Annotated in this window: 12 protein-coding genes and 2 pseudogenes; 13 read left to right on the top strand and 1 reads right to left on the bottom strand. The window is 55.1% G+C overall.

The genetic code is table 11. The features are described from left to right. The 4 genes and pseudogenes from H5U36_05235 to H5U36_05220 form a co-directional block, all read left to right on the top strand. A partial coding sequence (locus tag H5U36_05235) for a hypothetical protein (protein MBC7217552.1) occupies nucleotides 1-138 on the top strand: 138 nt, incomplete at its 5' end. A 17-nt stretch (nucleotides 139-155) separates the two neighbouring features. Further along, nucleotides 156-1160, top strand: a complete 1005-nt coding sequence (locus tag H5U36_05230; GenBank protein ID MBC7217551.1) for a diguanylate cyclase — start codon at nucleotides 156-158, stop codon at nucleotides 1158-1160. Continuing rightward, a pseudogene (locus H5U36_05225) lies at nucleotides 1085-1321 on the top strand (diguanylate cyclase). The gene H5U36_05230 and the pseudogene H5U36_05225 overlap by 76 nt, the downstream one beginning before the upstream one ends. Next, entirely contained in the window at nucleotides 1318-2847 is a 1530-nt protein-coding gene (locus H5U36_05220; protein MBC7217550.1) for a carboxypeptidase regulatory-like domain-containing protein, read from the top strand. The pseudogene H5U36_05225 and the gene H5U36_05220 overlap by 4 nt, the downstream one beginning before the upstream one ends. On the opposite strand, the gene nth is transcribed toward H5U36_05220, so the two are convergent. Beyond that, a complete protein-coding gene (gene nth / locus H5U36_05215) occupies nucleotides 2807-3436 on the bottom strand; it encodes an endonuclease III (GenBank protein MBC7217549.1) in 630 nt (209 codons plus the stop codon). The two genes, H5U36_05220 and nth, sit on opposite strands and share 41 nt — an antisense overlap. Nucleotides 3437-3491: 55 nt before the next feature. Here nth and H5U36_05210 point away from each other — a divergent pair, with 55 nt between their 5' ends. From H5U36_05210 to H5U36_05170, 9 genes and pseudogenes are all read left to right on the top strand, one after another. Next, a complete protein-coding gene (locus H5U36_05210) occupies nucleotides 3492-4151 on the top strand; it encodes a hypothetical protein (GenBank protein ID MBC7217548.1) in 660 nt (219 codons plus the stop codon). Nucleotides 4152-4153: 2 nt separating this feature from the next. Beyond that, nucleotides 4154-6142, top strand: a complete 1989-nt coding sequence (locus H5U36_05205) for a hypothetical protein (protein ID MBC7217547.1) — start codon at nucleotides 4154-4156, stop codon at nucleotides 6140-6142. A 2-nt stretch (nucleotides 6143-6144) separates the two neighbouring features. Next, nucleotides 6145-6675 carry a hypothetical protein gene (locus H5U36_05200; protein MBC7217546.1) on the top strand — a complete coding sequence of 177 codons (531 nt, stop codon included), beginning with the start codon at nucleotides 6145-6147 and terminating at the stop codon, nucleotides 6673-6675. A gap of 16 nt (nucleotides 6676-6691) precedes the next feature. Next, a pseudogene (locus H5U36_05195) lies at nucleotides 6692-7936 on the top strand (hypothetical protein). Further along, entirely contained in the window at nucleotides 7866-8894 is a 1029-nt protein-coding gene (locus H5U36_05190; GenBank protein MBC7217545.1) for a bis-aminopropyl spermidine synthase family protein, read from the top strand. Before H5U36_05195 ends, H5U36_05190 begins: the two are co-directional and overlap by 71 nt. 264 nt (nucleotides 8895-9158) lie before the next feature. Further along, nucleotides 9159-10859, top strand: a complete 1701-nt coding sequence (locus tag H5U36_05185; protein ID MBC7217544.1) for an S-layer homology domain-containing protein — start codon at nucleotides 9159-9161, stop codon at nucleotides 10857-10859. Nucleotides 10860-10915: 56 nt separating this feature from the next. Continuing rightward, nucleotides 10916-11350 carry a polymer-forming cytoskeletal protein gene (locus H5U36_05180; GenBank protein ID MBC7217543.1) on the top strand — a complete coding sequence of 145 codons (435 nt, stop codon included), beginning with the start codon at nucleotides 10916-10918 and terminating at the stop codon, nucleotides 11348-11350. Then, entirely contained in the window at nucleotides 11322-12317 is a 996-nt protein-coding gene (locus H5U36_05175) for a hypothetical protein (protein ID MBC7217542.1), read from the top strand. Before H5U36_05180 ends, H5U36_05175 begins: the two co-directional genes overlap by 29 nt. Then, on the top strand, nucleotides 12269-12864 hold a 596-nt coding region (locus tag H5U36_05170), incomplete at its 3' end, for an isoprenylcysteine carboxylmethyltransferase family protein (protein MBC7217541.1). The genes H5U36_05175 and H5U36_05170, both read left to right, overlap by 49 nt.

The following is a 12864-nucleotide window of genomic DNA, read 5'->3' as shown; positions in this document are numbered from 1 at the left end:
CTTCTGGCACCGAGTGCGGATCAGCGGATTATCGTCACATCCCGGGATTTCGTCGCAGGGATCAACGTCCTTCGCATCACCCCCTCTGGGAGCGGTGCAAGGGCGGTGCGTCTCCAGCGGGTGGTCATTGCTTTCTGAGGGGAGCGCCATTTGGTGTGAAGGAGGGCAGAACGCAGCACACCGTTATCCGGGAGCTTGTTCGAGCCTTCCCCTCTTTTGGAGAGGAAGGCATTCGGAAGCTTCTCGCGCCTCTTTTGCAGATTCCCGGTGTCTTAGGACTTTTGTACGTTAAGGAGGGGCAGACTTTCTCGGTAGGGGAGCTGCCCTCTCCTTTTTCCCCTGATACTTGCTTCCGTCGGGGAGAAGTCGATACAGTCCGTTTTCGGAGAATCCCGGTTTCTGAGGCTGCGCACCTTTTCGTTTTCTGGAGAGGCAGAGGTTGGGTCTTTCCTCCCCTTGTGTTCCCCCTTTTGGTCTCTCTCTTTCGGTTCCTGGAGAGTTTTGAAGACGAAAAAAAGAGGCGGCTCTTTCTCTTCAACGGAAGCACCGATTTCCTCTTCCTTCTTGACAGGGAGGGAAGGATTCTTGAGGTCAACACCCGGGTGGAGGAGATTCTGGGGTGGAAAGAAGGAGATATTCTAACGAGACGAATTGCCGAGCTCATCGGGGAGGAAGCCTGGTGGACACTTCAGGATAACGGAGTACGGATGGAGCTCACCCTTCCAGCCTCTTCAGGACGCTTTGTCCATGTCGAGGCCATCCTCACCCCCCTTGAGGGGGCAAAATTTTACCTCCTTGCCCTTCGGGACATTGGGGATCGAAAGCGGTACGAGGCGGTGCTCTTGCGTTTTGCCCTCTACGACCAGCTCACCGAGGTTTACAACCGTCGTTTCCTTGAAGAGTACTTGAGGAAAGAGCTGGAGCGGGCTCGCCGGGAGGGATACCCCCTGACCCTTGTGATGCTTGATATCGATGCCTTTAAGGCGATCAACGACCGTTACGGTCATGTTTTCGGCGACGAAGTGCTCCGCATGGTAGCCCGAACGCTACAGGAGAGTCTCCGCTCAAGTGACGTTGTGGCCCGCTACGGGGGGATGAGTTCGTCCTCGTTCTCCCCCGGGCAAAAGAGGAGGATGCCCACAAGGTCATGGACCGGGTGAGTCGGAACCTCCGAGGAGCCCAGGTGATGGGGGAACCCTTTCCCGTTCGGGTTTCGTATGGTGTGTGTTCCTGGGATGGCCGAAAAACGGTCAACGAGCTTTTCCAGGAGATTGACCAGCGGATGTACGAGATGAAAAAGCGAGGGAGTGGAGTTCGGTGACCTTTCTGCATGGCACGGTGATGCTTCCTGCGGATACCCCATTTCATGACGGCTTTTTTGAGTATCCCTCTTCGGATGAGGAAGAGGCGCCGGAGGTCCCCATTGTGGGGGCAAAAATCCTTGTGGTTCTTGCCGAAGGTGGGGCTCCGGTTACCCAGACGGTAACGAACGACGAGGGGGAATTTGTAGCCCGGGTTCCCTCTGGGGAACGTTACTTCCTTGAGGTGTACGTTGATGGTGACCTTGTGGCCTTGGCCTTTGCGGAGGTGGGAGAGAAGAAGCACCACGAGGTGGGGGTGGTGGGAAGCGAGAGTACGCTTTCGGCCATTCTCCGCAAGCGCGAGATGGCTCTCTCGGAAAAATCGGGGAATCTTCCTGATGAAGAGGCATTACGGTCCTGGAGGGAAGACCTTTTACGACTCTGGCGAAGGGGAAAGAACCTCCTGCAGTTTCCTCCCTTGAAGGAGACGGCCAAGAAGGATTTTGTGGCCTCCCTGGATCCCTTGCGCCTTTTTGAGAAAATCGAGTACTTCTTCGGGGAAGACGGGCACTACCTGGTTGTCCTCTGGAAGGCTCGAGAAGAAGTGGAGGCAACGCTCTACATCCGTCCTTTTCGTCTCCCTGTTTTCCAGAAGGACGGTCCGGAGGTTGGGAAAGAGGGGCGATTTGTTCTGCCGGTTGAGGAGTTCGAGGGGTACCTCTTCTTTCTTGAGGCGAAGAACGCTACGAACCTCCTTGGTCGCACTCAAACCTACATCGTCCGGGCCCCATTCACACCCCAGATACGAGATGCAAATCTCTATGGGTACCAGGAGGGTCCAACGACTGTCCTTCGCCGGGAGACTCGAGGGCGGAGGGTCATCCACTTCCATTCTGACCGGGATGGGGTGATTGTGCTGACTCTCCGGAGGGCTCAGGAGCGGGGTTTCGCCATCGAGATGGAATTCGACCTGAGTCGGAAGCGAATCTTTCCAAAATGCTTCATGCAGGAAGGGTTTCGGCATCTGATGCTTGCCATGTACTTTTCGGAAGACCGTTCCTTCTTCTGGGGTCCCGTGGGGAGGGGAGTGAAAGTTCGCGAGGAGGAATGGGAAGAACTCCTTGGGCTTTGGAAGGAGATTCCCCCCGAAATTTCCCTCAAGGACCGCTTTGTGGAAGTAGGTTTTGGATTCCCCTTTGTCGAGGTCATTGGGTTTTTCCAGGATAAGGAATTCCGTCTCTTTGCGAACCGCTACCCCGAGGATGGAGTGCTCCTTTTATCTTCCCGGCGCCTTGATTCCCTCGACGTTGAGGCCACCATTTACTACCGGGGTCGGGTGAGACTCTGGGGCGAGGGGGTTTTTGAGGGCTGCTTTCTCGATATCGACTTCGAGGGGAAGTTTGTGGAGGATACGGAGAAAGAGGACGAGAATGAAACCCTTTCCTCTCTCCAGGCCTCGGTGAAAGGCCCCGTTACCCTCTGGGCAAAGGCCTGGGTAGGCCAGATTAGAGGGATTTCTCCGAATACTCACAGAGGTCAACAATAGGGCAAGCGTTGCAGCGGGGTTTCTTCGCCTCGCAGATGAACCTCCCGAGGAATCCAAGAAGGTGGGACGCTGCTATCCACATTTCCTGGGGAATGACCCGCATGAGGTCTTCCTCTATGTCCTCGGGAGTTTTAGATTGGCTCAGGCCGATGCGCTGGGCAACTCGTCCCACGTGGGTGTCTACGGGAATGGCAGGAATACCGTACGCATTGGCAAGGACAATGTTTGCCGTTTTCCTCCCCACCCCGGGAAGTTCTACAAGGTCCTCCAGGGAGGCCGGTACATTCCCGCCGAATTTTTCTACCAGGACTCTGCTCACTTCCTGAATGAATGCTGCCTTTTTGCGAGCGTAGTTGAGGGGTTTCACGATGGCTGCAATTTCCTCAAAAGGTGCTTCTGCCAGATCTCTTGGAGTGGGGAAACGGGCAAAGAGCTCCTTAGTGACTTCGTTCACCTTTTCATCCCGTGCCTGGGCGGCAAGAATGGTGGCAATGAGGAGCTCAAAAGGGTTCCGGAACTCAAGGAGGAGCCGGGCGTTGGGAAAACGCTCTTTCAGGCGGCTGAGGATGGTAGTGACCTGGTTCTCCATCGTTTCCCTCCTTCCAAGTGATATAATAAACGAAAGCCGAGCTCTTAAGGAAGGGATGAACGTGAGAAAACTCCTCCTCTGCATACCTTTTCTTCTTTTTTTCTGCGTTGCGGTTGCCCTTGCTCAGGAAGAGGAAGAGAAAAAAGAAGTTTTCCTCGAGAGCGCCGAGAAGATTTCCTATGATTCGAAGAACGAGGTCTTCACCGCTTCGGGGAATGTCGTCATCATCCAGGGGGAGAACCGCATCGAGTGTCAGGAACTCACCTTTGACCTCAAGGCTAATCGGGGGTCCTTTCGAGGCGGAGTTCGGGTAACCCGGGGAAAGACTGAAATCCAGGCTCTTGCCATGGAGGGGGATTTCGACGCCGAACTCTACGTGTTCTCTGGGAGCGTTGAGCTTCGGAAGACCCGGGAGAAGGAAGGGGAGACCTCAGTCATCCTCTGGAAAGCGGAGAGCCTCTCGTACAACGGGAAGAACGAAGAAGCCTGGAGCGAGGGGAAAGTGGAGATTACCTGGAAGGAAGTTTCTCTCCGGGCGGATCGGGCACATTACTTTCCCGAGGCTGAAGAACGGGTAGTCCTTGAAGGGAACGTGGTCATCACCGAGAAAGAGCGGGAAATTGAAGTGGCCAAAGCGGTGTACGTCCTCGACACCGAAACCCTTGAGGCAGAGGGTATCACCCGGGCAAGATTCGTCATCAAGGAGAAGGAATGAGCTTGCCCAAAAGGCTCTGCTTTGCCGTTTTCGCACTCTTTCTCTTCTTTTCCCCTGCTTTTGCGGCAGAGGAAGCCATAGAGCTTCAAGGGGCGCGCCTTATCTACCGCCTGAGCGATGAGGAGGTCTTTGTGCTCCAGGGAAAGCTCACCTACAAGGACATCACCTTGACCGCTGACGAAATCTGGGTCTTCCTCAAAAAAGAGGAGCTCAGGGCCCGGGGCAATGTGCGGGTGACCCAAAAGGACGAGGGGTTCTCCGCCGAGGAAGTCGTGTACAACTGGAAGGAGGATTTCTGGCGCTCCTGGAAGGTGGTCTCAGAAATCACCGGGAAAGGCGTACAGGGGAAGCTCTTTTTCCGGGGAGAAGAGGTGACCGAGAGAGAGGACACCATGACCATCGAAGGCGCTCGGGTTACAGGGTGCGACCTCCCGGAACCCCACTACTTTTTCGAGGCAAAACGCATCGTCATCTACCCCAATAAAAAGGTTGTCCTCTACCACCTTTCGTACTTTGACTTTGGCCGAAGGCTCTTTTCCCTTCCTTCTTATGCCTTCTTCCTGAACCGCAAGGAACAGCTTCCCCTCCTCCCTCTTGTGGGCTACGCGAAAGATACCGGCTACTACCTGACCTACTACCACAACTACTTTTCTGGGGATACCGCTTTTGGAACGGTGGAGGCGACTTTCTGGGAGAAAATCGGCTGGAAGCTTGCCGTAACGCACTACGTGGAAAACGAGAAGAAGAATGAAAAGGGGAAGTTCTACGTGGAATATCTCGACAAGAAAGGAGCTTCTCCTGTTCTCTCGGCGCGGGGTGAGTACTCCCGAAAGTTCAGCGATGCTTTCAATCTCTCCTCGAGTTTCTCTTACGCGAAAACCATGGGCAAGGCGGATGATAGGCTTTCCCTTCAGGCCCTTTTAACCTACGAGGAGAAAAGGGTGACGAGCCGGCTCAGCGCAAGCTACAACGAGAACGTGGCGCAGAGGCGTGATGAGCTCCAGGCCACCTGGACAACATCCTATGACCTTGGGGGAGTTGCAGCAGGGGTGAACCTCGTGTACCGGGAGGATACCCAGTGGGATGCGTACACCGACTCGGACCTCCGGTACGAATTCTCACTCAAGAAAACCATCGGCAAGTACACCTACCTTCTCCGCTACACAGGCCATGAGGACCCCGAAGGCGATGCGTACACCGGGGATTTCGTGCGGTTCGTGCGGCGGATTCCAGAATTTGAAATTACTAGAGCAAAGGAGCGCATCGGGCAGTCCGACTTTACGTACCGGGTGAGACTCATCCTTGGACACTACGCCGAAGAGGACACAGGGGTTGTGGATGAGCGCCTGAACTTTTCCCTTGACCTTGAGGGGAAGAGTACTCTGGGGAAGAACCTGTTTTTGACCCCAAAGCTCCGTTTCGAGCAGAATTTCTACGGGAACGGGTTCGCCCGCTACGTTTTCTCCGGGTCCCTGCTCTTTGAGGGGCGCTTGGGGGAGAACGTAGGAGTGACCTTAGGGTACAACCGGGCAGGGTACGCAGGAGCTACTCCCTTCCGTTTTGACTACACCACGCCGAAGACCGAGTACTGGAGCCTTGGGGTGGTGTACGATGAAGGACCCTGGAGAGTGCGCTTTGAGTCAGGGTACGATGCGGTGGGGAAGGCGTTTGCGGAAGGAATTCTTGAGGTGCGGTACGAGGAGAATGAGGAGAGAAGTGTTGGTATTTCGGGAAGCTACGACTTCAACGAGGGGAATTTTACGGGAATGGTGGTGAGTCTCTCCTGGCCTCTTTCCCGGGAATGGAGCATTGGCCTTGATGGGGGATGGGACTTAGTGAGTGGAGAACTCGAGTCCCTTCGGGTCCGACTCACGAAAGACCTCCACTGCCGCACGGTGAGCCTTTTCTACGATCGCTCCGACAACACCTTCTGGCTTGAGTACGGTCTTAAAGCCTTCCCGGAACAGGTGGTGCGCCTTGGAGGTGAGTGAAGATGTTCCGAATGGTCTTTATCCTCTTTCTCTCTGCGCTTTTTCTTGCCGGTTGCGCCGCCGGTGAGCAACCCCAGTGGGGGGAAGCAGGGAAAGCCGTGACCTTTCGGGTGACCTGTAAAGGCAATCTCGACCCAGGGTTCGTCTACCGTATCGCTGTGGACACAGACGGTAACGCCCTCACCGGTCCCTCGAGTAACCCCTCCTTCTGGGAGGAGGTGTACGTCCTTGAGTGGCGCAATGGGGTGTGTTACCTGCTTTCCCCGGATGGTACGCGGGTGTATATCTTTGAGAGTACCTTTTCGGGTCAAACCGCCGAGGCAACAGTGGACCTTGAGGCTTTGGGGAATCCAGACCAGATGGAGGTCATGGCTCTCGTTGAGGACGATGGCGGGAATGTTCTCGACTACCTGCGGAACTTTTTCCCGGTGCGCTTGAAGTACCAGCAATCCGTGACTCGGACTGATGAAGAAGGGGATGCTTCGGAGCCCTCCGCAGATATTCTCAGGGTAAGTGTTGAAGTGAGTTTCTGAAGAAAGGGGAAGAATAATGCGCTTGAGAGGCTTTTTCGCCTTCATCACGCTTTCCCTTTTCCTCCTTGCTGGATGCTCTCTTCCCTCAGGAGGAGGGCCTCCTTCAGGGGGAAGGCAGTGGACCGTCATGGTGTACATGGCGGCAGACAACGATCTTGCTGGCGAGGCCTGGAAGGACCTGTGGTCCATGGAACTTGTGGGTTCGAATGAAGACGTGGCCATAGTTGTGGAGCTTGATACCCCCTCTGGAGCCTTCCGGTACCTCGTGAACCGAGGGGGATCGACCCTTCTTGAGAGTCTGGGAAGGGTGGATTCAGGGAACTCAGGGACGCTTTTGAGTTTTATCCGTTTTGCCCGAGAAAAGTACCCGGCGGAGCGCTACGCCCTTGTTCTCTGGAACCACGGATCGGGAGTAAAGGGAACAAGTAGAGACATTGCCTTCGATTTCACAACCCAGAGCGCCATCACCCTTCCGGAACTCCGAAGAGCCCTTTCCCTCTCTGGAGTTTCCTTTGAGCTTCTCGGTATGGATGCCTGCCTCATGCAGATGGTGGAGGTGGCGTACGAGGTCCGAAACCACGCCCGAGTCCTCGTGTCCTCCCAGGAGAACGTTCCCGGGGAAGGATGGGATTACGAGACAGTTCTTCGAGCCCTCACGGGGAATCCTCAAATGAGCACCTTTGACCTTGCCCGCCTCATCGTCAATAGCTACGTCGCCTACTATGCAAGAAGCAGCACCCCAGGACTGTACACCCTCTCGGCGGTGGATCTTACAAAAATCGGAGAACTTGCGGCTGCCATTGATTCCCTTGCTCTGACCATGCTCAACGATACTATGACTCCTCCGTGGCTTTACCTTTCCCTTGGGGACTCAGCGCTCTACTTTGGAGACCCCGACTTTGTGGACCTTGGGGATTTCATGAGCATTCTCACCTTCGACCCCCGGGTGTCTCCTCAGGTTCGAGAGAGGGCAAGTATTGTTTTGCAGAAACTCAGAGCCTCGGTTATCGATGTCCAGAGCTTGAGTGTGGGAAGTGGTATAATAGAGACATCTGGGCTCAGTATTTACTTTCCCTATACGGCGTACGTGCGGAGGTACGAGGAGCTCTCCTTTGCTTCCGCCACGCACTGGGATGAGCTTGTACGGTACCTTTCACAGTGGCGATAAGGCATGGAGAGGAGGTGGAAGTATGCATCGCTACGAGGTTCAGATTCTCCGCTCACTCAAAGAAAGCCCAAAGAGCTTCTGGAAACTCCTTGACGAGCAGGATGAACACATTCGGGGTTTTGTGGAACGTTTGAGGCGCCTTATTGATGCAGGTCTTGTGGAGTACCGGGATAGTAAGTTCTCTCTCACTCCTCTTGGAGAGGAGAAGGCCCGTTCCCTTCTTCCCCGACACGAGGTCCGCTGTCCCCACTGTCAGGGTGGTTATGTTTTCGATGTGTTCCAGGACGCCTTTTCTCTCTACCACAGGCTTGTGCAGGATAGGCCTCTCCCGAATCTCGATTTCGACCAGGGTTTTATGACCGAGCGGGACGTCTTTTACCGGGTGGCCTTCCTGTACGAGCGAGGAGACCTTGAGGAGCAGGACATTCTGATTCTTGGGGACGATGACCTTTTGAGTCTTGCTTTGGCAAGCACGAAACTCCCCCGCTCAATCACCGTTCTTGAGGTTGATGAGCGCATTGTGCGGTTCATCACCGAGCGCTCAAAAGAGCATAACCTTGGCATTCAGGTTTTTCTCTACAACGCTGCTGACCCGTACCCCCTTGAGGAGCATCGGTTCTCGGTGTTCATTACCGACCCGGTGGAGAGCGAAAAGGGTCTTAGGATTACCCTTTCCCGTGGAGCCCAGGCTCTTCAGAAGGGAGGAGCTCTCTACTTCGGCCTGACCACCATCGAATCTTCCTGGCACAAATGGTACAACGTGGAGCGCATGCTCCTTGACATGGGTTTCGTCGTCACCGATATTTTGCGCCGCTTCAGCGCCTATCCGGATTCGGACAACCATTTTGACGAAGAGTTCTATGACCGGACGATGATGCGCCGGCTCATGGACATGGATTTCCCTCTTCCGGCTGATGCCGATTGGTTCCGCTCGAGTTTCATCCGCTGCGAAGCGGTGGAGGAGCCGAAGCCTCTTGTTGTCGGTGGTGTGGCCTTTGATGTGGATTTTTACCTTGACGACGAGACCATGGCGACGCCAAGATTCCGCTGATTCTTTCGAAATTTTTCTGAGAGAGTGTAGCCAAATGGACGATTTTGGCGTATATTATAGGTGGATGGTGTGTGGCTATCCTGTCCCAGACTCCTGGGTGAGGGAAAGGAGGTGAAAAGAAAACTTGGTGGCCCGGGAGGAGGGATGTGCGGTAGCAGCCGGAAGTCCACGGGATGGGAATCGAGAGGAAACGTGGAAACTCTCTTATCCCTCCTTGGTGGGACGGAAGGCTGAAAAACCAAAAACAACCAAGGAGGTTGGCGTATGAGGAAACTCGCTCTTGCAGTAGTTCTCGTGTTTGCCCTTGCGGGTTACGCCTTCGCGGCTAATCCGTTCGTGGATGTTCCCCTGAACCACTGGGCGTACGATGCCGTACAGAGCCTGGCGGCCAAGGGGATCATCGTTGGGTACCCTGACGGGACCTTTGGGGGCAACCGTGCTCTGACCCGGTACGAATTCGCCATGGCCATTGCTCGTGCCGTAGGATACCTGGAGCAGAAGATTGATGAGGCTGGCTATGCAACTCAGGAAGACCTTGCCACCCTTGAGAAGCTCGTCCAGGAATTCGCCGATGAACTCAAGCAGCTTGGAGTTACCGTTGACGACCTTAAGAAGGCTCTGGGTGAGCAGAGTGCTGCCGTCAAGGCCCTTGAGGATCGAGTTGCAGCCTTGGAGAAGTACGCTGAGCCCGTAAAGGTCACCGGAGAATTCGACGTTACCTACACTGCTTATGCTCCTACCGCTTCTGGAAAGACTGATGCCAAGCTGAGCGACGAAACTACCCTCAACATTGTTGCCACCATCAACGACTACACCACTGCTGGCGTTGAGCTCAAGATCACCGACACTCTCAACACGCCCTCTGTCTCGGCCGACAACTTCTTTATCGACTACAAGAAGGACGAGTGGTACATCCGAGTTGGCGACATCGACCAGCCGAAGGTGGACCTTGGTCTTGTCCTTGGCGGGTACCAGCCAGATGACGATGATGACGACCTGAGCTACGAGGGTATCTACGCTGTGTACGCTCCAGAGGACAGCGACGTTACCTGGAAGATGTACGCCGATGTCAACGAGTTCTACTCACTCCGCTTAGAGTGGGAAAAGGTTGCTCTTGGTGTTACCTGGATGCCCGAAGGTGCATCACTCTACAATGCTGGTTCTGACCTCATCGTGAGCGCCAGTGGCTGGACCGACTTCGACGAATCGGACGTCAAACTGACCCTCGAAGGTGCCTATGGAGTGCTCTCTGGATCTTATGGTGTTGCCGGCGAGGTCGATATCAAGGCAAGCGAGGACATCGACGTTACTATTGACGGGCACTACGTCACCGCTGGTTTCACCCCGGCAACTTCCACAGCTTCTCCGAGCTCGTTCAACGCCGATGAGATGGGCTTTGGTGTCGCAGCAACCTTTGACCTCTCTGCCGAGGACAGCGCCGAGAAGTGGACGCTTGACCTTGAGTACGACTACGCTCAGGCTATTTCGAGCGGTGCAGTCACCACGAACAAGGTCAGCGGTACCGTGACCTACATCCCAGATGAAGGCACTGAGGAGAAAGGCGTTGTCAAGGTTACCTACGACCTTCTCACCGCTGGCATTACCCTCTACGGTGCATACCTGAACTACCCGTTGGACCTCGACAGCGAGAACAACGCTGCATACTTCTCGGTTGGTGCCGAGTACAACATGGCAACCCAGGGCATTACCGCTGTGGGCCAGTTCAAGTACCAGTGGCTTGAGGAAGGGACCACCGCAACCTTGGAAGCTCGCTACGACAGCACACCCGCTTCTGGTGTTCCACCCTACAGCGTCCTGGCACAACTTGACTGGGATATGGCGGAGAACACCACCCTTACTCTGAGCTACGAACTCAATACCTTTGAAGCAGGCGACGACTTCGGTCAGGGCGACATCATCGACGGTGCTGGCACAATCACTGCTGAGCTCACTGTAAGCTTCTAAGAAGGATACCGAAAGCCCCGGGGATTCTTCCCCGGGGCTTTTTTTATATGCGGATCATGCCCTTTTTTGCAGTACTTGCATCCTGGAAGAACGCATTTTTAGGGAAGTTCTGGAGAAAAATGGATCCCGCTTTCTCCCGGCATCCCGTGGACGTCTTTTTCCCTTCGGGAGTGAGCTTTGAAGGTGAAATCGAGAGTGCTTCTTTGGTGCGTGTTGAGGGAGAGGTCTGGGGGAGCATTCGCTGCCCGGTGGCTGTCTTTGCAGAGACGGCAAGGGCAACGGTAGAAGTGGAGTCCCAGTGCCTCTACATCGAAGGGCACTGCCGGGGGGTCTTCCGGAGCACTGTCCTTTACCTTGCTCCTCGGGGTCGCGTGGAGGGAGAGGTGCATACCGAGACCCTCTACATCGAGGATGGGGCCCGGATGCGGGGGAGAATCTGCGTTGGAGGACATGTGAAAGCCGATGAGACTCGGGAAGCTCTCACCTCGTGAACTCGAGCGCCTTGTTTTTCCTTTCCAGGGGGCAAAACGCCAGGAAGTCGTCTTTGGCCCTTACCTTGGCCGGGACTGCGGAGTTTTGCGCTTTTCCTCTTTCTACATTTCCGCTACCTGTGATCCGGTGACAGGGACGACTCGTGAGGCGGGAACCCTTGCCCCTCACCTTGTGGCCAATGACCTCATCGCCTCAGGTGCAGAACCTGTGGCTCTCCTTGTGAGCCTCCTTTTCCCTTCTGGGGTTTCCCCGGAATTCGTCGAAGGAGTCATGCGAGAGCTCGACGAAACGGCAAGAGAGATCGGCTTTGCCATCCTTGGAGGGCATACCGAAGTGACCGATGCAGTGACACGCCCCATTATCCACTGCACCGGAATAGGAAAAATTGAGTGCGAGCCCCTTCCCGATGTGACACGAATCGCCCCGGGAGATTCAATCGTCATGACGAAGGGAGCGGGAATTGAGGGAACAGGAATTCTTGCCCTTGAGCGGGAGGGAGAACTCAGAGGGGTACTCTCCGAGGAAGAGCTCAAGAGGGCTCAGGCGTTCCTCAGATGGGTGAGCGTTCTTCCGGAGGGGAGAATTGCCCTTTCCTTTTCTCCTCATTGCCTCCACGATGCAACAGAGGGTGGAGTTTTAGGTGCAATCTGGGAGGTCTGCAGTGCCCGGGGGCTTGGATTTGAAGTTGAAGAGGCAAGAGTCATTGTTTTCCCGGAAACAAGGCGTATTGCAGAGCACTTCGGTTGTGACCCCCTTCGGCTCATCTCAAGCGGAACGCTCCTTATCTTCACGCCTGATCCTAAGCCTCTTCTTGCTGCGCTTTCTTCGGCTTCAATCCCTGCCGCAATTATCGGTCGGGTAACCAAAGGACCTCGGGTACTCATCCGCCGGGACGGAACTTGGGAGGAGATTGCCGAATGTCCTCAGGACGAGCTCTGGCGCCTTTTCGAGAAATCGCCCAAATAGGGAAATTCCTTTTCCCCTACCGCGGAACAATCTGGGGAATTACAGGAGGGGTGGTCTACCTTTTCGCCCGCCCAAGGTTTCCCCTCTTTCATCTTGGGATTCTTCTTATCATCCTTGGAGAGGCTCTGCGCCTCTGGGCCTGCGGGTACATAAAGACGTACCGTGGTCCGATGGAGGAAGTGGAAGAGCTCACCACTGCCGGTCCGTATGCGTACGTGCGGAATCCCCTTTACCTTGCCAACGGTTGCATCGGCCTTGGCATTGTCTTCCTTTCGGGGCTCCTTGCTCTTGTCCCCCTTTTCCTTGGGATTTTCCTCGTCCTTTACGGGTCCATTATCCGGGCAGAAGAGACGTTCCTTGCCGGACGGTTCGGGGAGGCGTACAGAAAGTACGCCTCTTCGGTTCCCCGTTTTGTACCTCGCCTTTCCCCTTATCCAGAGCGAAAGGGGACCTTTTCCCTCCGAGTCCTCCTTGAGCGGGAAACCATGACGCTGGCCACTCTTGCCGTGACGATTCTTCTTTTCTACCTCCGGGGATTTGGATTCCT

Origin of the sequence: Candidatus Caldatribacterium sp. (assembly GCA_014359405.1) — a bacterium.
Lineage (GTDB): Bacteria > Atribacterota > Atribacteria > Atribacterales > Caldatribacteriaceae > Caldatribacterium > Caldatribacterium oleiphilum.
This window is presented reverse-complemented; position numbering and strand designations above follow the sequence as displayed.